A 21,106-nucleotide genomic window follows, 5' to 3' on the forward strand; every position below is an offset into this window, starting at 1 on the left:
TAAGGAGTAAAAAATAATGAATCCATCTCGCGAGGATTTAATTTATGAGGCTCAAACCAAATCAATATCAATTGCTTTCATTTACTCACCTCATGAATTAAATCAATATATTGCTGAAATCATATCTAAAAACTCAGACCTATATATTCGTAAGAATGATAGTACCTCAGGGTCAGGCCTTGAATTTTGAATTGCAACTATAAACTAATAAAAACCTTAATTCAAAATTCAAGGCCTGACCCTCATTGGTGTGCAAAATTCAAGCCCTGACCCCATTTTTTTCATAGATAACAGGAAGCTCATCGTGCCATTTAAGGTGGATCAAATGTATTTCATTAAGCACTGATTAAATTATAAATGGGACGTATGCCGTATTTAAGAAAGCAAATGTTTCCAAATTAGAAATTTACAATAAACAATATGCAGGAGAAATATGGTATAAACGACCGGAAACAAGCATTGCGTACTGCCACTCACTTTACCCGAAGAGGGTTACCGCAAAAACTTTTGGGGACAGAGTGTTTTGAATGACACAAGAGTCCAAATTTAAAACTCAATTTAAGTATTTCTATGCAAACAAAATTATTTCTGTCCAATACACCTAGATATGACTCAACCTTACACCCGCAACATCTGACTGCTGACGGAGCGTACATAAAAATTAATGATTTATCATTGTACGATACAATTAAAATTCGAGGCTATCAAATTACTGTTGATGCGTTTCTAAAACGTAACTATGTTTTTGAAGGCAGCGATAATAAATCTTTTATTAATAGACATTCTTTGCGCAATGCCTTCTTATTCCCAGATGGGACTATTACAGTTGGAGGTAAACCCATTATTCAACACTCCGATAGAGCCTCCCATAAGAGGCCATTGGATTATGCTGATAATCCAACGGTTTTACAACTTAGGGAATTAAAAGTATTTCAGTACTTTAGAATCGGCACCGAAAATCCGATTAGTAAAGGGGCCTTTTTGAAACGTCAATATCTTTTTGAAAACAATAGAGAAGTAGTGCCTACAAAAGCCTTGCGTAATGCTACAATTTACGCTGATGGAACCGTTATGGTGTCTGGAAAAGAAATTTTTTGGCAAAGAAGATCTACCTTTCAAAAAAAGTACAGTGACACTCAAAATCCCTCAGCAAAGAGAAGAAAAATAGACCAAACCTCTGGGGAAACTGATTTTAAAATGCCGACCAACGAAGGATTTAATAACAGAAGTGAGACTAACTCACAATTTTCTTCTAGCGATTACATACGTCTAAGCGATTTTCTTATGTCCAATTATATTTTTAAAGGTAATCTAGTGAGCATGGAAGATAAGCAAGCTGTTATAAAGAGTGGGGCTATTTCTTGGAGAGATGGAGAGCTCATTATTCCTAGATTTAATCTAGAACAAATACTCGCTCATAACCCTAAAAAGGTAAGTCAAGAAAGTTTGGCACAAACAACATCATCTAAGTTTGGTTTTTTTTCTCAAAATTCACTAACTAAGAAAAGACTTGTGGAAGAAGAGCAAAATCGAGTGGATATAGCTAAATCAGAAAATCCCGCTGCTGTGAGCTCTTATATACCGCTTCCACCCGGTTTCCTCAGCACAGTTGGTTATTTGGCAAAGGACCTGTCACAAGAAGAGGAAATTTTGAAGCAATATAGCATGAAAATATAAGGCGCCAATTAAAAAAACACTTGTTTCATCTTCATGAAGTGTTCTAAATTGGCATTTAGCGCATTCCTTTTTGGGAATAGGTGGTGATTTTTTATCTCTGAAATAATCATCACTGAATTTCTGGAATTGCGTTTTAAAATTAATTTCTGATAAATCAGCCACCAATAACATAAACTATTTCTTGTTTTTTAAACGGTGAGGTTGATATTTCAGTTTTTGAATATATTAGGTCTACACCAGAGAAAAGAAAACCCAGTTACTGTAAAATTACTCGGAGAGTATTTAATTAGGACCGACTTCCTAGATTGAGGCCATTGTTTTGTATATGTTGTGTTATCAAAACGCTTGCAGCACCCAGGGCAAAAAGTCCAAATCCTATTAAGCCTTTTTTTATCATACTGTCTGAACAATCTTTTTTGATTTTCACCAGGTTCTCTATTTGATTGCAGAGTTTGATATGATTTGCTGTCTGAATTTCATCAAACTCACAAGCCCCATTATGAACAAAGGGCTCTAAAAATTTAAAATCGGCTTGTTTACTTGTGTGATACAAGGATTCCATTCCAGAATAACAACCCCTAGAGCGCCGCTGTATTTCCTTATCCCTGATAAATCGTAATGATTGGTTTAAGCCATCAAGATGCGGTTTTGCAATGGAGTTATCTTGATAGCTCAGTTGAAATGTGACACCAGAAAAATCCTTAGGACAAGTGGACACTGTAATATCACCGACCTTGATCCATTGTGCTGACTCAACTTCGTATTCATCTTGTGGCAGAAGATTCGGCAAATCCTCTTCGTGATCAAAAGAACCACAATCGGTAACAAAATAATGTAAAATTAAATGCATGCGTCGACTTCGGCTAAGATATTCCTTTTGACAAACAAACAGCGCACTCTCCTTTATGCTCTCTGTGATATTTATTCCAGTTTCCTCAACTCCTTCAGTTTTGGCACAGTCTTTCAAACTCTGATGATATCGTTCTGGCTGTAAGGGTAAAGAATTTCTAGATGGACTGGTTTGCAGGGTTTGATAAGCTGAAGAATTCCCTTTCATAATTTGTTCTTCTGCTTCATCGCGTATTTTATCCTCTACACGACTTACTCCTTGCTCCGCTCCAAAGGGCCCGATGACATTTAAATTCCCGCCTGGCAAGGCTAACTCTTTAGAAATTCCATCACTACGGCGCTTGCTTTTGATAAATACAATATATTCTTCGTCCTGGACCTTTGCATAGTAGATCATCATTGCTGCAACTTTAGGCGCTGGAAAAGGGTAAATCATAACCGATGAGCGATGAAGACCCAGTAAAGATTGAGGACTTAATGAATCAACTAAGGTTAATCCATGGTAGGTTAAACGCGGTGTATTAGTTTCAGGATAAGTATCGATTAAACGTACCATAAGGCTGCTAATCAGTTCAGGATGAATTAGCTTTTTTTGTAATAAATCGATTAAAACTGTCGGATTTTCCTGCTGGTATTGCTCAATTAATTTTAGAAATCCTGATAAATGGTTATACTCTGTAACTGATTTATTTAAGAAACGGCTGACTAGTTTCAGTGTATTTAAATCTTTATGGTCAAGCATGTCACAAAGCAAAAAAAAGTTCTTTTTTTCGAGTAGTTCCAGCATTTTTACACCTCTAATCAGACATGGTGCATGATAGTCAAACTTTAAATCTGATTCAATGTTCCTGGAAAGATGAAGTAGTTAGAATGTGGCGGTTTAGTAAGTCAAATGGGACAACAGAAGATTTTAGGCAAGCCTAATGGCTCTACACCAATTAAGGGGGCACTTTAATCAAATTAGTCTAAACTAAGTTCTTGATTTAGCGATCAAAAGGAGATTAAAGTGCCTAAGTACAATCTTATTTTAAATTTACCTGGATTTTCCATAGTAAAATTGAGTGGATATCAACCATTGTTATTAGATATATCGTATAACCGCTAAGCCCGTTGTAGCCACTGTCACAGTAAGCGCGTTCGCAAGAAATCTTCTTAGGTGCGTCAGGTGCATCATGATTTAATAGGTCATCGTCGCAGTATATTAAGATCTAAAGCATATAAGCTCTACTGCCATGATTGTGGCCGTTATGGGAATCAACATTTTATTCTAAGTACCCACTAAAGTACCCATTAAAATCTTTCGAGGAGGGAGAAAAACTTTTAAAACCCTTACTGGGCTTGGTCGGGACGGAAGGATTTGAACCTTCGACCACTAGCACCCCATTCTATTCTTTTTCGATTTTAACCCGTATCAAATCATTTCAAAAAACTCATTTAGTCCTTGTAAATACAATGTTATTTCCATATTATAGATTTTAATTGATATCAACTCATTTCACTTAAGAACACAAAAAGTGGTACCAAAACTGGTACCAAAAAAAGTTTGAGGAACTCCATGAAATTTACAGACACCTTCATTAAAAATCTTAAAGCAGAAAAAGAATGGGTCGAAAAAATTGAAGCAACGGGTCTAGGAGTTCGAGTAACACCCACCGGAAACAAATCATGGTTCTATCGATTTACCCTTAACGGCAAACGTTGCAAAATGAGTCTAGGTAAATACCCCGCGATTAGCATCAAACAAGCACGAGAACTCTTCTTAAAAGCTCAATCCATGAAGGAAAATGGCATTAATCCCATTGAGCACAGCAAACAAGAAAAACAAAAATATAAAAAGACAGTAAAATCCTTAATTCTCTCTTGGTACACCAACTACATTGAAAAACACCGCAAGCAACCCAAACAAGCAAAACAACAAATCGATGCGGATATTATTCCTTTGCTTGGTGATATGGAACTGGAAAAAATCCAACCTCGAGATATTACTAATGCATTAGATAAAATTGTGAACCGTGGCTCCCCTATTCATGCAAACAAAGTTTTAAGTACGCTCAAACAAGCATTCAACTATGCAGTGAGCCGTGGTGAAATGACAATCAATCCTGCTGCAACAATTCGATCTCGTGATATTGGTGGTATTGAAAAGCCACGCGAACGGTTTTTAACCCTAGAGGAAATTAAAACCTTATGGCTTTTCTTAGACAGCGATAGTAGCCGTATGTCATTGCAAATTCGCACCGCTTTAAAAATTATCCTACTCACAGGTGTTCGCTCAAGTGAATTAAGATTAGCAAAATGGAGTGAAATTAATTTCGAGCAATCACTCTGGATAATCCCAGCAAGTCATACCAAAAATGCGTTGGTTATGAAAATTCATTTAACACCGCCCACTCAATCTTTATTTGAATTATTAAAAGCTGAGAGCGAGTTCTCCTTTGTCATTCCAGGTCTTAATGACGAAGAGCCATTAACCGATAAAGCCATTGCCAGAGCAGTTAGCAGAATTCAAGCCCGAGTAGGCATTCCTCATTGGACAGCACATGATCTGCGGCGAACCTTTGCAACCCAATTGGGACAGACGTTGAATATAGATCCAGTAGTAATTGAAAAATGTTTGGGGCATAAAATGCCAAAGATTATGGCTACTTATAATAAGAATGAAATGCTTCCACAAAGAAAAGAAGCACTTGAACAATGGACCAACCTAATTAAGGATTTGATCCAACCCCAAACGAATGCCTTTCATTTCCCCATTGAATTAGAGCAAAGGAGTTCTGAGCCTGTATAACGCAAATAAGTATAGAATAGGTATAAAATTGGTATAAATTATACCTATTTATAATGATACCTCAATTTGCTTAACCTCAAAAAATCAGACATAATCTAATCAATTATAAATAAATGGTGAGGATTTGTCTGATTGTGGCAAATAAAAATCCTGAAGAAATTTTCTATCAACATGGTGGGCAACTAAAGATGAGCGATGCCATAAAGCATGGCATTACCCGTTATATGCTTTATTCTCTGAGGGATAAAGGCATTATAGAACAAATTAGTAGAGGGCTTTTTCGACTCACTAATCTGCCCCCACTGAGTAATCAGGATCTGGTTGCAGTAAGCCTTCGCGTACCTAATGCAGTTATTTGTCTCATATCTGCTCTCTCATATCACGAGCTAACAACTCAAATTCCACATATTATTTCAGTGGCAGTACCGAGGGGAGCACATCTCCCTTCTATTGATTATCCTCCTACCCAAGCCTATCGCTTCTCAGAGCAAGCCTACCAATCAGGAATTGAAGTACACATAATTGATGAGATTAATATAAAAATTTACTCTCCTGAAAAAACAATTGTTGACTGTTTTAAATATAGAAACAAAATAGGTATGGACATTGTACTGGAAGCAATAAAGCTTTACCGCGGACGAAAACAATTTGATCTGAAGAAGATCCTTAAATATGCCAAAATTTGTAAAGTCGAACGGGCGATTACACCCTACCTGGAAGCAATAATATGAAATCTCCAAAAAATAGCGCGGCGTCGATCCGGCAACGCTTATTAAATCATTCAAAAGCCAACCACAAACCATTTAATGAAGTCCTACAATATTATGCAATGGAGCGATTTCTTTATCGTCTGTCGTTGTCTCAACATAAAAATAGATTCATCTTAAAAGGTGCTTTGATGCTAAGACTATGGAATGCCCCGGAATCAAGACCAACCATGGATATTGATATGCTGGGGAAAACAAGTAACGATACGGAAAATGTCATTCAACAAATGAGAGAGATACTTTCAGTAGACGCAACAGAGGATGGACTATGCTTTGACGCAACCTCGTTAAAAGCAGAGCGAATTAAAGAAGATGCTGATTATCATGGGATAAGAGTACTCTTTAAAGGTAATCTAGATACGGCAAAAATTCATATGCAAATTGATATCGGTTTTGGTGATATTGTTTATCCAACTCCAGAAAAATCATTGATGCCAACTATCCTTGATCTTCCAGCCCCAGAGCTTCTAGCCTATAGCCGAGAAACAGTCATTGCAGAAAAATTTGAAGCGATGATAAAACTAGGTAGCATTAATAGTCGGATGAAAGACTTTTATGATATTTGGATGTTATCCAGGCAATTCGATTTCAATGGAACTGAACTCGCAGAGGCGATTCGCCTAACGTTTGAGAACCGCAACACCACGCTACCTATTGAAATTGAAGCATTCTCAGAACAATTTATAGAGTCCAAACAAACTCAATGGACTGCCTTTGCAAGACGATTAAACCAAGAACATGTACCGATGCACTTTCAGGATATTATAAATAGAATTCAATCTTTTCTTTATCCTCTGGCAGATGCTTTAACTAATCAAAGTGAGATGCCTAAAAAGTGGAGTAGTGTGAATCAATGGTCCTAGTTACTGTACTAATAGCAGTGATAATTGCTAAGTGAGGAAAAATTCCATGAAAACTAAAATTGAACCATTGTTTTTGTACGAAGGCTTTAGGATTTCCGATTGAATTGGAACATGTCGAGAATACCTCAGGGTCAGGCCTTAAATTTTGAATTGCAACTATAACTAATAAAAACCTTTAAATTCAAAATTCAAGGCCTGACCCCATTGGTGTGGGTACTTGGGACACCTAAAAAAATCTACTATTATCTATAAATCAAGTGGTACATTAATAAATACCTCTCCCCTGTTGATCAAATCAGTATATGTTATTACTTCTATTCCATGTAAAGCATAGTTTAATTTTTTTAATCCTTCTTTTTTCTCTGGTGGCCAATCATCACTTTTTCCTATAAGAATAAAAGCTCTTGGCTTCAAAAAAATAATATCTTTTCCAGAATATTTCTTTATCAATTTCTCAATTTCATATCGTAGACGTTCGATATCATTTAGATAATTAACTACTTGGCCAATAGCCTTATTACTATCTTTGGACCATATCCAAGAACCAGGGTGGCTTTTATCTTGTTCAATAACGTCAAATTTAGGTAGCTTAATTTCCAATATATCTACAAAATTATCAATTGTTGGAAATAAATAATCCGGCATGCTGCCAACAAGATTGATCTTTTGTTTTTCAATTGGTGTTTGGTAGTTAACACCAAATAACCAGTTATGCCTATAAATCCACCTTTGCCAGGATTCCTCTCCTATAGTTTCAGAGTAATCTCTATCTATTCTTTCCTTTAGCTCATCTATTATTTTTTTTCTTTTGCAATATATATGATTAGCTGTTATTTGATCGGCTTTTTCTTGATCAAAATCTTTAAGAAAATCCCAAAGCGCATCGGAATTATTTCGTTCTAAAATTTGTTCTATTACTACTCTTAAATTTTCCTCTGTGATTGGTGATTTATCATTTTTAGATATCACAATATATTCATTTTCTCCGTACTCAAATCCTTTCTGTGCCTGTATTGCTCTTCTTTTTCCAAGTTCGGAATATAGTTTGCCTATTTGCTCACTTCCTAATTCAATATGCACGCCTTCATGAAGCTTAAGTGACTTGAAGTCTTTTTCAGTTATTCGTTCAAGATTTTCATCTTTTGCTTTTTTAAAACGATAAAAATGTCCTCTTATGCCACCATCATGTAGAGCGGCATGAAAATATAAAGCAGTAGTGGATGTTTGGTCTAAAAGGATTGGTGTCGTTTCAGAAGTACCAGGCTTTACTGATTCAGTTTGAATCTTATCCATTCCTATTATTCCTATTTATTAATATATTTATAAAGTGTAGTCTTTCCTACATCAACCATCTTACAAATAGATTGAATAAAATGTTTTTTATTTCACTTGTAGGTCAGGCCTTGAATTTTGAATTGCAACTATAAGATTAATAAAAATCTTTAAATTCAATATTCAAGGCCTGACCCCATTGGTGTAGCCAAAATCGTGGAAACTCTGTTTTATAATATTAATAAACTTATATATCTGAATGATTATTAAAGAAAAAAATTAATAGTGGATTTTAATCTCTAATAACCTCTAATAAAGAGTAAATGCTTGCCTATGCCAAATTGAAAATTTCTTAATCAGACAAAACCTCTCCACTTATAAATAAGTGATTAGCATTTGTCTGATACAATTTTTTTTAAAAGGAACTTATATTTGACTGGAGCAACTGTTTCCATTTTGGAAATAGTTCATGTAAGTAATCAGTAATTTCTAATGTTTAATTCTAGTTGTTTGAGTTTCGTTATTTTAACAAATAAACCCAATAAAGTTTGCTGGGTTTATTTTAAAATAAGTATTCCACCCATTTGTTTCGCTAAATCAGGGGTGATACTCAAAAGTAAGCAAATTTTCATAAAGATTGCTTGCTTTTAAGGACAGCATCTAGTGCTTGCAAAGCAGTAGACATCAAAAATGAGTTAAAATTGAGGGACAGTTGTTGCAAAATTTGCAACAACTCAACTTATTGAATACTGCGATCCTTTCTCTTAATATCTCTAAACTAAATAACAAGACGAACACACTCTAATGAGCAATTTGCGGCTAGAGTCACGGCTAGAGTGCGGCTAGAGTCATCAGCTGAAAGGCGCCATATACCCGTCGCAGAAAGCCATCATAAACCCGCCACACTTCCGGCCTACTAAAATCAAGGGATATTCAATATGCAAGGTAAAATCCCGTCACACTTATAATTGAAAATGCCGCCCTACTGACGATACGTCCGAATAATTTGAATAATTGTACCAACTATTTCAGCTTGCTCACTTTCATTAACAGTAATATTCGGCCAGTTATCATTTAAGGTAAGTAATTCAAACTCAGGTGAAGTATAGGATAGCTTTTTATACTGACAAATAATGACGTCCTGTTTGCCACTTATTTTGGCAACAACAAAATCACCAGGATTGGGCGAAACGGAAGGGTCGACTATTTGTATGTCATCAATTCTCATTTCTGGGATCATGCTGTCATCTCGCATTTTTAAGGCAAAAGCATTTTCATCCATCTGATTGGCAATCTCTGAGCCAACAAGAACAAAAGTTATTTTATCCGAGTAAAACTGTTCTTTTATCCTTTGGATATGAGAGCTCGGATCCCTAGCTTGTTTGGAGTCGAGTAATGGTATTAATGTCCCTATTCTAGAATTTATGCCAAAATCACCATCTCGTTTATCGGATAACCCCATGAGAAAAGATGGGGATACTTCTAAAGCTTGCGCTAACTGCGTAATTTCTTCGGGTCCCGGCATCCTTGTGCCGTGCTCCCAATTATTTATGCGAGAGGGTTTTATATCATCAGTTAAATCAGCTAAAGCCTGCCTGGTTAAGCCTTTGGCTTTACGTGCCTCATGAATACGTTTCCCAATCTTTTCTCTAATGCTCATTACAATAAATTCACCAAAATTGAAAAAACTCTGATTGATACTTGATTGTTACACGAAAGGTGTTATATTCAATATTAATTGCACGATACGTGTAATTTAATGCGTTTTACCTCTTAAACTTAACACAAAACGAGTAAGTTAACGAGCGAGAATTTGGAAATCAACGGCATCCTACAACAAAACGTTTGCAGCCTATTATGGAGTTACTATATGGAACATACAAAAAATAAACCCTTCAAACAAAAATTACTCTTTATTAAAGACGTAGAACAAATTATTGGACGAAATAGACTGACATTAAGAAGATGGTGGTCTGCCGGTAAGTTTCCTAAACCAACGAAGCTTAATGACACTGTATTAGTATGGCAAACAGATGTTATCGAACAATGGATTAATTTGCATACCGAATCAAAATAAGTACATCTATCAAAATATCAAAAAATTTTTTAGGAAGAATGAAAATGCATTTTTTATTTGTAAATGCTCAAGAACTTGAAGCGCTTATGGAATTACCTTATATTCAACGTTTAGCTTATCTCATGGGCATTCGTCCCTATATGGACAGAGAAACTCATATAGTTGGGATAAAGCGTAGAATAAGTTATCAATCACTGCGAGAGGCGTTATACGTTGCCCCTATTGCAGGTGTAAAAACAGGCAGCCCGAGCCAGCAACAGGTAAAGCGAGCGGTTAAATCGTTAGAACGTGCAGGTTTGATTGAAATCAAATCCACAACACGGCATCTTATTTTAAAATGCCTTTTAGCCGAAGGGCATCAATCTTTTCCAAAACAGGCCGACCCTAGGCCGAACCCTCAAGCCGCCACAAACCCGCCACAGTTTTGGCCTTTTAAAATATAGGAGTTTTCAACATGCATTGTAAAACCCGTCATGCCTATAATCGTGTAGGCCGACCCACCTCATAACTCAGAACTTTATTATTTATATATATATTGTTTGTTTTAAAAAATTTTCTTTAAAAGTTATCCACAGAAAAGATATAAATGTTGGAATTTTAGTAAGTATAAGTGACTAAACAGAATCAACTGCATTTAGGAACAATTCGGTGCAGCAATAGCAATGTGTTTTATGATCTAGAAGAATGAATGCCACTATCATTTGGTGGTGTCACCTCACTATTAACTCATTAATAAAAGTTTCTATGCTCTTCATTTCATGGTGAACTCATGATGAATAAGTGATGAAGGCGGTATATTTATCTCAGAAAAACACTGGATCTTTCTTGCATCACCTAATTCACCATACATTCACCGCTATTTTTTGCTGCCAACCCCATGTATTTTTGTAAAAAATCATTATTTATCAGATGGATATGATGCATATTTTTATCAAGCGAAAGGTGTGTGTGTAGATCATTCTATGTTAAAGACTCCTTACTTCTTTTATATTTGATATGTATTATTTTTTAATTTTTCAAGCGCGGCATAATTGCGCGTCTGTGATTTTATTGAACCTTTATATGGTTGTTTGAATTATACTGTTTCTTACATATAAAAGATGGTTAGCATTTATTCAATGCAAATACAAATACTATAATAATATTATGACCGTTAGAAGGAACTACTATGAACGGTAATATTAATAGAATTTATATTTTTGTTAAAGGCAATAAAGGAAAAGCAGGATTTCTTATAGCAGATAATAATTTTAATGAAATATATAAGGATGTAGTAGAATCTTTTTCTAGTGAAGGAAAGCTATTTTCTGCATTACATTCTGATTATAAAGCAGTAGTTGAATCTTTAAATTATGTTAAAATCCATCGTGGAAACAATTCTATTCCTGTAGCCCCCGTAGTTTTTGTTTTTACAAATACAGAAAATAACTATCACGTTTCTATCGATTCAGCTAAGGCTAGAAAACCTGAGGTTGAACAATTTAAATATCAGATTGATGAACTGGTGAAAGACTTAAGGCGAACTGAACGCGATAATAATGTTAAATTTGTGTATTTTCCAAAAAATTTTATAAATCTTATGCCTCAATTAGAGAGTATGCTTGAAGAAAAAAAGCAAATGCAAACTTCCACTCGAAATATTTACTAAAAATGAAATAAAGAATTAATTATTTTTTGAATAAATTCTTCAACAAGACAGCACCTATCCATAGGATAACTACATCAGTTAGTACATTGTTTTTACATAGCAAGCAAGTGTAGATTGTTTGATAATAAACAATCTACACTTATATGATAAAACTCAATTAAAATTACTCACATGAGGACAACATTGATAACTTCTAAAAATCCTAGGAGCTGGAAAGATTTGCAAGCTCAAGTAGCAATAATATTGAATCAATGTGGATTTATAAATGTTGAAACTGAAAAAAAGATTGAAACTGCAAGAAATAAAGTAGAAATCGATGTTTATGGAGAAGAATTAATAAACAATCGAAAAATTACAGTCTTATGTGAGTGTAAATTTTGGAATAAGAAAATTCCTCAGGATACTATACATTCTTTTCGAACTGTTATGAATGATTACGGGGCAAATACAGGTTACATCATTTCCAAAAAAGGTTTTCAATTGGGAGCCTTTCAAGCAGTTAAAAACACGAATGTCCTTCTAAGGTCATGGGAGGATTTCCAAAATGATTTCGAAAAACAATGGTTTGATAGATATATGATTAGGGAAATGGATCGTCAATTAGATCCTTTTTTCACATACTCGGAACCTTTTTTACCAGATTGGTTTGATTCACTTTCAGAGATAGGTAAACAAAACTACTTTAATCTAAAAAGCCAGTATGATGATCTTGGACAACTTCTATTTGTGCTTTTTACACCGTGGGCTCGAATTAATAATAATATTCCTCTACCTGTTCTTCCATTATCTAATATTGCTTTATCTAATATTTTATCCAAAGACAATGTCAAAATTCCTAATGAATTATTAAAAATTACTTCATATAGGGAATTTTTGGAGGTAGCAATAAAATATGGAAAGCAGGCGATTTCTAAATTCAATGAGATTAGAGATAATTCTTTGACAAATACGTCAGAATGAGAATTTATTGGTATTGCAATGACTCTATAACCCACCGAAGCAATAGCAAGCGTAGGCTGGACTGAAAAGCACACCGTCCCACCTCACAATTGAATAAATTGATATTAAAATGAAAATAAAATATTAATTTGAAGCATCTATCCATTATCAGCAAGTCTAGCACGCATTAGCAGAACGTAATGCGGGAAGTAAATTTATGGCAATAAATGGTAATTAACCTTGAATTCAGGGATTACGGCTTCGCCTACCAGGGCTATGCTTGCTTCATAGATTTACGTTTTAACTTTTTCTTTTCAGAAGTTATTTTTCGTTCATCAGTAATAAAACAAAGCTCTGTATCAATGCTCATACGTCGTAAACTTTTTATGGCTCTATAAAAGCTTATGCGAGAAAACAACGGCAAATTTGATGTCTTTCCATTTTTATTTTTTTTAGTAATGATTTGATAAGAAATTTTAAATTTCAGATCTTTAACTGATTTATAAGGAAGTTCTTCTTTCGGAAGTTTTTCTATGATTAATAACTTTAAGTTTTCAAAGACCTTTTCTTCATCAAAAATTAATTGGATAGAGTTTAAACCTTGATTAAAGAGATGACTAAGTTGGGCGGAAATCGTATTTCTTTTAACATGATACATTATAAAGAGATTATCTATTATTTCTAAAATATCACATGGTTCAACTTCGTGCTGCCCCTGTAAAGAAATATTTTTTCTATCTAGGCATAATCTTTTTATCGAAAAATTTTCACATGCAGCATTAAACGCTTCCTCATTGTCATGATCATAAGTAATAAGCGTGGTGTCTGCACAAATTGGATCAATAGTCACCGTGAGCTTTTCGAGAAAATCATTACTCACTAAATACCAATTTCCTTCACATAGATGATAGGTTTTATCAGCATGGGTAAAATTAAATAATATACACTTTAAAATACTTGGATGTTCACCTCGTGGAGTACCATCCTCATTAGTAAGGACCAAACGATGCTTTTTTAAAATATCAATACTCAGATTATTTACATCAAATTGTGATAATCCAAGATATTCATAATATTGATTTATAAATACATCTGAATACACCAAACTCTTTCCAGCACCACTAAAAGCTGCAAATAGTGCATCCGTATAGTTAATAATATCGGGGATTGTAAGTATTATATTCTCATCTTTGTTTTTAATAGCGGCTATAAGCTTTTGATTTAAAAACTCAATTTCTTCTGGATCTTTTAAAGGAGCTATATTTTGTATATTTGGGAATTCTTTTATAAATTCTTCGCTCTTATAAAGCTGTAACAGGCTAGTGCAAAGATCATGTAAACCCTCAGGACTTACGTCTGAACTGATTCTTAAGTTACTAGATCCCGTTGCATGCTTAAATAATGACTTATATTTATCTTTTACCATACCAGTCAATGATTTCAAAATCGAACTATTTTGATCGAAATCAAAGTAAGTTAAATCAGAACCAATTGGTAATTGTGATCTTTGTCTGAGGGTATTGCTAGGTTGGAGAGAGTCTAAACTTTTAAGTTTTAATGGATCTAAACAATTAAGTGTAACTCTTAAACCAAAATCATATTCATAAGCTGTATCTTTAAAATTATGTGCAACATGACCAAAAGTTAGAGCAAAATTTCTATTTTCTACAGGGATAAAAATAATAGCCCCCTTTAGCTCTTGCTCGAGATGTTGATTTATTCCAAAGTATGATTTCCACCAGGGCTCGGAAGGATGACTGTCCAGTAAATAAAGTTTATATTTTTCAGGTAACTTATTTGCAGTAATATTAGAAAGCAATTTATGATCTTCTTTTAAAGCATTGGTGACATCATATCCATCTTTTAGAAGGTAAACAGAAAAAGATCGAGCTTTGCTCATTATACGTTCCTTGTATTTAAATTTTAATACTAAATATTCTTCACTCTACATTGAAAAAATAAAATCTCTGCAATATATATTATTCTTTTCTAATGCCATGATTATTTTCCTTTCATTATTTAAATATAGAAAAGATCGGTCAAAATGGAAATGTAAGAATCTTTAGGCGAATTTATCCTTCCAAAAAAATTCAAATGTTATATGGTAGTTTACGGAAAGAATGGTTTAACTGAGGTTTTCTTTTTGACTTACTTCAATCTCAATTAATAAATAAAATAAATGATTAAAAAGGCTATTCTAATCGTTGAAATCGAAGAATTGTTTTTTCATGAGTAATCACATCCTCAAAAAATGATTTGGTATCATTTTACAATCGGTACCAAAACTGGTACCAAATATTTCTGAAGGGGTTTGGAGATTTTTATAAAACCCTTACTGAGCTTGGTCGGGACGGAAGGATTTGAACCTTCGACCACTAGCACCCCATGCTAGTGACAACCAATTTCATTTAATTTCAAACAAATTCAATTATAACCATAACATCCTTTTAAATAAAGGATTATTTGCATTTCAATATTTCAAATGATATAAATTGATTTCATACAAGCAAACAAAAAAGTGTAGCCAGAAGTGTAGCCAATTTCTGATATCCTAATAAGAGCATAATTATGGAAAAGTTTACTCATAACAAAATTGCAAATTTAAGTGCCGAAAAAAATCGTTACCATATTACTGAGGGTAATGGCTTTTGTTTAAGGGTTTCTCCTAAAGGTACGAAAACCTGGTTCTACCGTTATAAATTTGGCGGTAAAGAGAAATGGCTCACTATTGGTAATTTCCCAGTAATGGGTGTTGCTGAAGCTAGAAAAGCCTTTAATGATTTATGGGAGATAAGGCAGTCTGACCAAGACCCAGAAGACATTATCCAAAAAAAATTGCTCCAAAAAAATAATAATGTGAAAACGTTAATTTCTGATTGGTACAACAATTATATTGTTAAACACCGTAAGCAACCTCAACAGATTAAACAACAAATTGATGCTGACATTATCCCTCTATTAGGAACATTAGAAATTGAAAAAATACAGCCTCGAGACATAGCAAAGGCCTTGGATAATATAGTTCAAAGAGGCTCCCCTGTTCACGCCAATAAAGTGCTTAGTACCTTGAAACAAGTATTTAATTACGCGGTAAGTCGAGGAGAAATTACAATTAATCCAGCCATAAATATTCGAGCAAGAGACATAGGTGGAGTAGAAAAACCTCGTGATCGCAATCTCGATCTTGATGAAATAAAAAAAATATGGCTATTTTTGGATAGTGATAATCACTCGATGTCAATTCAGATTAAAAACGCCATTAAAATCATATTATTAACTGGTGCAAGGACTGGTGAACTAAGACTAGCAAAATGGTCTGAATTTAATTTCGAGAAATCTCTTTGGATTATTCCTCCCGAGAATAATAAAATCGGACTTAGCATGAAGATTCATCTGAGCGAGCTTACTAAAAAACTTCTGTTGGAAATAAAAGAAATCAGCTTATCTAATTTTGTTTTAGCTGGGGTCGATGATGATTCCCCACTAGGCGATAAATCGATATCTAAAGCTATTCAACGCATACAAAAACGAGTAGGTATCCCACAATGGACTGCCCATGATCTCAGACGCACTTTTGCCACTCAGCTTGGAGAAACATTGCGAATCGACCCAGTAGTTATAGAAAAATGTCTTGGACATAAAATGCCTAAGATCATGGCGACTTATAACAAAGACGAAATGCTGTACCAGCGCAAAGAGGCTTTAGATAAATGGAGTAGCCTGATAGAAGAACTAACAATAAACAAATTTGAATTTGTGCAACTATAGTGGTACAATTATAATGAATAGAGATATTGAATATATTGCCTATCAAGGCGAAAAGTTTACGATTGAATGGTACTTTGACGAAAAGAAGCATAGCCAATCTCAAGAATATTATTATTCTTTGAATAAAGACGAACGCATTCAGTTGTTGAAGCTATTAAAGAGAATGGGCGATGCCGGTATCATTCACGATAAAACCAAGTTTAGACATGAAGGAGACAAAATTTATGCCTTCAAACCTAAGCCAGATAGATTTTTATGTTTCTTTTTTGAAGACAGAAAAATAATTTTAACTAATGCCTTTAGGAAGAAGCAGGATAAGTTACCTTTAACCGAAAAGGAAAAAGCCTTAAAGGTTATGGATCAATATACCAGTAGAGTAAAAACAGGTGATTATTATGACTAAGAAACATTTATCTACTTTTGAACGAGAAATGCAGGACCCTCTTTTTCGTGAACAATTTGAAAAAGAATATGATGAGTTTCTATTATCTGAAATCATCAAAGCACTCATGAAGAATGGCAAAATGACCGTGAGAAAACTGGCCGAAAAAGCAGGGCTTTCTCCAACTGTAATTCAAAAAATTCGCTCCGGTGAGCAAGAAGATGTAAAGCTTAGTAACTTCCTCAACATCTCTCACACTTGCGGTTTTAAAGTCATTTTAGAAAAAGGGGATGATAAGTATTACTTATAAACCTTTAGAAATTAATCATTGTCTAAAGCAGTCATTGACCACTTCAGGCAATGAAAATGGATTTATCTGACATATTGATTAATCCAGTTATCAATCACGTCTTTATGCCAGGCTAAAGTTCTGCCATGTAATTTTACTGGCTTGGGAAATTTCCCTTCACTCCACCAACGGCGTAAAGTCAATCGGTCCTTTCCGATAATGACTTCTACGTCATTGATAAACAGAATCTGTTGTGTAAATAGATCATTAACTGGTTGCATCATTGATTCTCCAAATCCCTCTGTTATTTAAGTTGTAAACGAGCCTTCCATTCACCCTTGTGTTCCATATCAATGACTGTGATAAACAGCTTCAGCAAATTCAATTCAACCTTACTTTCTTTAGGTAAACGATTGTGCTGGTAGATTAACTGCAAATGAGCAATTGGGGAGTTTGATAAATTAGCGATTCGTTGTAGAGAATAATTGGTTGAATCCAGTAGATACTGAATAATACCCTTATAGATGGTGATCTTTTGATCGTAAAACATGCGATATACTCCTGTAAAACATGTGTAATAAAGTCCAAATCGCGCAAAATGAACATTAAGTATCATTTATCGAAACTAATATTAAAACGATATTAAAATAATTATCAATATGTATTTTTAAGAAATTTAAATTAAGATACGATATGATATTGAATGATACCGTTTTATATGATAATTTTTTTACGACGTTCGATTAAAAGGATAATTTTATGAGTAAGGGACCCTATCAATCGTTTGCAAATCGCTTGATCCATACCCTCAAAGATAAAGGACATACTGCATCTCGTTCACCTAATGGGATCTGTATTAAAGCCCTAGCAGAATTTACAGGTGCATCAGAACAAATCTGCCGTCGCTATATAAGAGGTGATGCTCTACCTGATTATGAGAAAGTTAAACAATTAGCTCATCATCTTCATGTAAACCCAGGCTGGCTATTATTTGGTGAGGAAGGACATGCAGCTCCTAAGAAAAATGAAGTCGATGAAACACTACTTCATTACATCTTGAAGCAAAGCCATCATTTATACCCTGTTTCTCATGGAAGTAATGACGATTACGCCGATTTTGTGTTAGGATTAATCAAAGAAGTACGTGCAATTGACACATCGGAAAATAATTTACTAAAAATCATTGACTTGGCCATTGGTTCCATTTCTTCCTACGAAGAACAAAGAAAAAAGCACAGTCATGCCGTTTAAGAAGTTTGTAGATATGGATGTAACAGCTGTTGAAGTAAGGCTTCACCCTAAAGCAAAAGATTTTCTCTTTGAACATTATATCACCATGCGAAAAGTGTTCTCTGACGTACTCGGGCAAGTAGAAACAGACTATGCTTCCATTGCCCTCATCAATCAAGCAGGACAGATCTTTTTCATGTCCTCCAACCCAGCTATAGAGCAAAATTTAATTGAGAAAAGTCTCTGGCTATTTGATGGTTGCTATCAACCAGAGTTCATCAGCCAGGATCAACCGAAATTATGGAGCGAACTTCCTCATATAGGCTGTATAGAAGCAATTACAAAATACAAACAGATAGAACCTGGACTCATCACAGGTATTTCCATCCCCACTGAATATGATTCTCATAGAGCAATCTTTTCATTTGGATTAAAACGAATAAATCCCTATATCCAAAACAAAAGCTCCATTCATTGCGAAAAACTGTTAGCCATGGGCAAGTTTGCGTTAAGGCAAATTCAAGAGTATTTAACTTTACCAGACAAACAGTCCTGCATGAAGACTAAGCCCAAACTCACATTAATCATCAACAATCAGGTGAACTATGAACACACTCCTGGATAAAAACGATCCTATTTTAAGACAAACCGCTGAGCCAATTAAAGAATCAGAATTTGGTAGCAGTTGGTTAAAAGAGCTGATTAAGACTATGTTCGGCATTATGGCTGACAAAGGTGCCGTAGGGGTAGCTGCTCCCCAAATTGGCATCAGCAAACGAGTTATTGTATTTGGTACTAATTATACCAAACGGAGAAAACCAGAATACCCGATCCCCGATACTGCATTAATTAATCCTGCATTAAAAATCCTGTCCCAAGAAATTCAAACTGGCTACGAGGGATGCCTTAATTGCGGTGAATTAATGGGAGAGGTTCCAAGAGCCATGGAAATTGAATATTCAGGCTTTGACATAGATGGAAATAGAATTACCAAAAAAGCTTCCGGCTTGGAAGCCCGTATTCTTCAGCATGAAATTGATCACCTGAATGGATTTTTATTTTTAGACCGAGTAGAAGATCAGGACTCACTAACCACTCTATCGGCAATGCAAAGTAAAGGATAATCCTATGAAGCATCAAACCCGAATCATACTGGCAGGCACACTAGGCAATTTAATAGAATCTTTTGATATGGCCATTTGCGGCCTACTCTCAGTCTACATTGCCAAATACCTAATTGGTGATGCTTCAAAGGGTTTATTTCTAGTATTTCTTACTTTCTTTGCTGGATATCTAGCCAGACCTATTGGGGCTATGATAATGGGCTTATTATCCGATATCTATGGCAGAAAAATTATCCTTGCAGCGTCCATCTTAACGATGGGCGTGTCAACAACCCTTATCGGGTTTATCCCCCCACACAGCACCATAGGTACTTTTTCTGTTATAACCTTATTAGTGTTAAGAGTTATTCAGAGCTTCTCCTGTGGTGCAGAATATCTAAATTCTTCAGCTTATCTGGTTGAAAATGCAGAAGCCTCCAAAAAAGGCTACTCGGGCAGCTGGGCTTCGTTTGGTGCCATGTCAGGAATGCTCGTAGCATCATTGGTAGCATTATTAGTTACTTATTTTACCAATCACTATCCTGAACACGATTGGCTAGTCTGGCGTGTACCTTTTGTCCTTGCACTACTAGGTTCTTCCATTGGCTTGTATATCCGGTTGTGTATTCCTGAGAGTATGGAGTACATCATGTACTATGCAGACAGGCCAAAACCTAAATTTAAGAGTCTACTTTCAGAATCAGTCAACTACATCAAGGACAATAAAATTCAATCTCTTTATGTATTTGTTTTAAGTTGCCTAGGAGTAACAACGACTTTCCAGATTTACATTTATGGTCCTATGCAAGCCCATTTATATAGTCATTTTCAGGATCATGAAATTATCCTATCAAATATACTTTCATTAATTGTTTTATTAGCTGTATTTCCTTTAGTTGGAAAACTATCTGATAAAATCAATCGAGAAAAAATTGTGATCTTTGCTAGTGTTGGTTTATTGATTCTTTCCCAGCCATTTTTTTATGTTTTATCGCACCATGATATTTATGAGCTCTTATTAGGACAAGCATTAATTGCAATTCCTGCTGGAGCTTATTATGCAACAGTACCGGTGATGTTAGCTGAAATGTTTCCGATTAAGTTACGATGCACTGTTTTATCAATTTTATATTCAACTGCTGCAAGTTTATCAGCTGGACTTGCTCCGTTAGTTTCTTTAATACTGGTTAAAAAAACAGGTATTGCATCATCGCCTTCTATATTAGTATTTACTTTGGTGGCTAGTGCTTTTATTACTATGTATGTGAAGCATTCTAATAATAGACAAAAATACTCTCAGTTACCTGCATAAAATAGTTTAACGATTACATATGCTAAATTTGCACACTCCCCCCATTATTTTTTATATTGGTACATTCATTGGTTAAAGCTGACAAAACCTATTATATTATTCAATCATCGCTTGGGTGGTGATATGAGCATGTTATAGATAA

21 protein-coding genes and 2 pseudogenes are annotated in these 21,106 nt (G+C 34.8%); 16 read left to right on the forward strand and 7 right to left on the reverse strand.

Going from position 1 to position 21,106, the window contains the following annotated elements; translation table 11 throughout:
* Window positions 1-570: 570 nt before the first annotated feature.
* Entirely contained in the window at window positions 571-1,677 is a 1,107-nt protein-coding gene (locus ACWTE2_RS28100; protein WP_454785381.1) for a hypothetical protein, read from the forward strand.
* Between the two features lie 286 nt (window positions 1,678-1,963).
* Here the strand turns inward: ACWTE2_RS28100 and ACWTE2_RS28105 are convergent, their stop codons facing one another.
* Window positions 1,964-3,313 (reverse strand): NUDIX hydrolase, encoded by a 1,350-nt coding sequence (locus ACWTE2_RS28105; RefSeq protein ID WP_454785382.1) that lies wholly within the window; start codon window positions 3,311-3,313, stop codon window positions 1,964-1,966.
* A gap of 219 nt (window positions 3,314-3,532) precedes the next feature.
* Here ACWTE2_RS28105 and ACWTE2_RS28110 point away from each other — a divergent pair.
* The 4 genes and pseudogenes from ACWTE2_RS28110 to ACWTE2_RS28125 form a co-directional block, all read left to right on the forward strand.
* Window positions 3,533-3,790: pseudogene (locus ACWTE2_RS28110) on the forward strand (transposase family protein); the annotation flags it as partial.
* A gap of 291 nt (window positions 3,791-4,081) precedes the next feature.
* Window positions 4,082-5,314, forward strand: coding sequence for a tyrosine-type recombinase/integrase (locus ACWTE2_RS28115; protein WP_454785383.1), 1,233 nt, complete (start codon window positions 4,082-4,084; stop codon window positions 5,312-5,314).
* Between the two features lie 134 nt (window positions 5,315-5,448).
* On the forward strand, window positions 5,449-6,045 hold the full coding sequence (locus ACWTE2_RS28120) for a type IV toxin-antitoxin system AbiEi family antitoxin domain-containing protein (protein ID WP_454785384.1): 597 nt from the start codon (window positions 5,449-5,451) through the stop codon (window positions 6,043-6,045).
* A complete protein-coding gene (locus tag ACWTE2_RS28125; protein ID WP_454785385.1) occupies window positions 6,042-6,944 on the forward strand; it encodes a nucleotidyl transferase AbiEii/AbiGii toxin family protein in 903 nt (300 codons plus the stop codon). Before ACWTE2_RS28120 ends, ACWTE2_RS28125 begins: the two co-directional genes overlap by 4 nt.
* 246 nt (window positions 6,945-7,190) lie before the next feature.
* On the opposite strand, the gene ACWTE2_RS28130 is transcribed toward ACWTE2_RS28125, so the two are convergent.
* From ACWTE2_RS28130 to ACWTE2_RS28140, 3 genes and pseudogenes are all read right to left on the reverse strand, one after another.
* Window positions 7,191-8,237: a Shedu anti-phage system protein SduA domain-containing protein gene (locus ACWTE2_RS28130; protein WP_454785386.1), complete on the reverse strand. Its 1,047-nt coding sequence runs from the start codon at window positions 8,235-8,237 to the stop codon at window positions 7,191-7,193.
* An 11-nt stretch (window positions 8,238-8,248) separates the two neighbouring features.
* Window positions 8,249-8,317: pseudogene (locus ACWTE2_RS28135) on the reverse strand (hypothetical protein); the annotation flags it as partial.
* 881 nt (window positions 8,318-9,198) lie between these two features.
* Window positions 9,199-9,876: a LexA family protein gene (locus ACWTE2_RS28140; RefSeq protein WP_454785387.1), complete on the reverse strand. Its 678-nt coding sequence runs from the start codon at window positions 9,874-9,876 to the stop codon at window positions 9,199-9,201.
* Window positions 9,877-10,086: 210 nt separating this feature from the next.
* On the opposite strand from ACWTE2_RS28140, the gene ACWTE2_RS28145 reads away from it, so the two are divergent.
* From ACWTE2_RS28145 to ACWTE2_RS28160, 4 genes are all read left to right on the forward strand, one after another.
* Window positions 10,087-10,293 carry a helix-turn-helix transcriptional regulator gene (locus tag ACWTE2_RS28145; protein ID WP_454785388.1) on the forward strand — a complete coding sequence of 69 codons (207 nt, stop codon included), beginning with the start codon at window positions 10,087-10,089 and terminating at the stop codon, window positions 10,291-10,293.
* Between the two features lie 44 nt (window positions 10,294-10,337).
* Window positions 10,338-10,736: a protein LvrA gene (locus tag ACWTE2_RS28150; RefSeq protein ID WP_454785389.1), complete on the forward strand. Its 399-nt coding sequence runs from the start codon at window positions 10,338-10,340 to the stop codon at window positions 10,734-10,736.
* A gap of 725 nt (window positions 10,737-11,461) precedes the next feature.
* A complete protein-coding gene (locus tag ACWTE2_RS28155) occupies window positions 11,462-11,941 on the forward strand; it encodes a hypothetical protein (protein WP_454785390.1) in 480 nt (159 codons plus the stop codon).
* A 219-nt stretch (window positions 11,942-12,160) separates the two neighbouring features.
* Entirely contained in the window at window positions 12,161-12,901 is a 741-nt protein-coding gene (locus tag ACWTE2_RS28160; RefSeq protein WP_454785391.1) for a restriction endonuclease, read from the forward strand.
* A 253-nt stretch (window positions 12,902-13,154) separates the two neighbouring features.
* On the opposite strand, the gene ACWTE2_RS28165 is transcribed toward ACWTE2_RS28160, so the two are convergent.
* Window positions 13,155-14,780 carry a DUF6119 family protein gene (locus ACWTE2_RS28165; protein ID WP_454785392.1) on the reverse strand — a complete coding sequence of 542 codons (1,626 nt, stop codon included), beginning with the start codon at window positions 14,778-14,780 and terminating at the stop codon, window positions 13,155-13,157.
* A 668-nt stretch (window positions 14,781-15,448) separates the two neighbouring features.
* Between ACWTE2_RS28165 and ACWTE2_RS28170 the strand changes: the two genes are divergently transcribed.
* The 3 genes from ACWTE2_RS28170 to ACWTE2_RS28180 are packed head-to-tail and all read left to right on the forward strand — an operon-like array spanning window position 15,449 to window position 17,340.
* A complete protein-coding gene (locus tag ACWTE2_RS28170) occupies window positions 15,449-16,648 on the forward strand; it encodes a tyrosine-type recombinase/integrase (RefSeq protein ID WP_010652890.1) in 1,200 nt (399 codons plus the stop codon).
* A 13-nt stretch (window positions 16,649-16,661) separates the two neighbouring features.
* Window positions 16,662-17,051: a type II toxin-antitoxin system RelE/ParE family toxin gene (locus ACWTE2_RS28175; protein WP_010652889.1), complete on the forward strand. Its 390-nt coding sequence runs from the start codon at window positions 16,662-16,664 to the stop codon at window positions 17,049-17,051.
* Window positions 17,044-17,340, forward strand: coding sequence for an AsnC family protein (locus tag ACWTE2_RS28180; RefSeq protein WP_010652888.1), 297 nt, complete (start codon window positions 17,044-17,046; stop codon window positions 17,338-17,340). The genes ACWTE2_RS28175 and ACWTE2_RS28180 overlap by 8 nt, the downstream gene beginning before the upstream one ends.
* A gap of 62 nt (window positions 17,341-17,402) precedes the next feature.
* Here the strand turns inward: ACWTE2_RS28180 and ACWTE2_RS28185 are convergent, their stop codons facing one another.
* Entirely contained in the window at window positions 17,403-17,600 is a 198-nt protein-coding gene (locus ACWTE2_RS28185) for a helix-turn-helix transcriptional regulator (protein ID WP_010652887.1), read from the reverse strand.
* 23 nt (window positions 17,601-17,623) lie between these two features.
* Window positions 17,624-17,869 (reverse strand): hypothetical protein, encoded by a 246-nt coding sequence (locus tag ACWTE2_RS28190; protein WP_010652886.1) that lies wholly within the window; start codon window positions 17,867-17,869, stop codon window positions 17,624-17,626.
* Window positions 17,870-18,078: 209 nt separating this feature from the next.
* Here ACWTE2_RS28190 and ACWTE2_RS28195 point away from each other — a divergent pair, with 209 nt between their 5' ends.
* From ACWTE2_RS28195 to ACWTE2_RS28210, 4 genes are read left to right on the forward strand one after another with little or no spacing between them, the layout of a single operon-like run.
* Window positions 18,079-18,570, forward strand: coding sequence for a helix-turn-helix domain-containing protein (locus tag ACWTE2_RS28195; protein ID WP_010652885.1), 492 nt, complete (start codon window positions 18,079-18,081; stop codon window positions 18,568-18,570).
* A complete protein-coding gene (locus ACWTE2_RS28200; RefSeq protein ID WP_028389628.1) occupies window positions 18,560-19,174 on the forward strand; it encodes a hypothetical protein in 615 nt (204 codons plus the stop codon). The genes ACWTE2_RS28195 and ACWTE2_RS28200 overlap by 11 nt, the downstream gene beginning before the upstream one ends.
* Window positions 19,155-19,673: a peptide deformylase gene (gene def / locus ACWTE2_RS28205; RefSeq protein ID WP_010652883.1), complete on the forward strand. Its 519-nt coding sequence runs from the start codon at window positions 19,155-19,157 to the stop codon at window positions 19,671-19,673. Before ACWTE2_RS28200 ends, def begins: the two co-directional genes overlap by 20 nt.
* 4 nt (window positions 19,674-19,677) lie before the next feature.
* A complete protein-coding gene (locus ACWTE2_RS28210) occupies window positions 19,678-20,964 on the forward strand; it encodes an MFS transporter (RefSeq protein WP_010652882.1) in 1,287 nt (428 codons plus the stop codon).
* Window positions 20,965-21,106: the final 142 nt, after the last annotated feature.

Source organism: Legionella nigrisilvae (assembly GCF_977063395.2).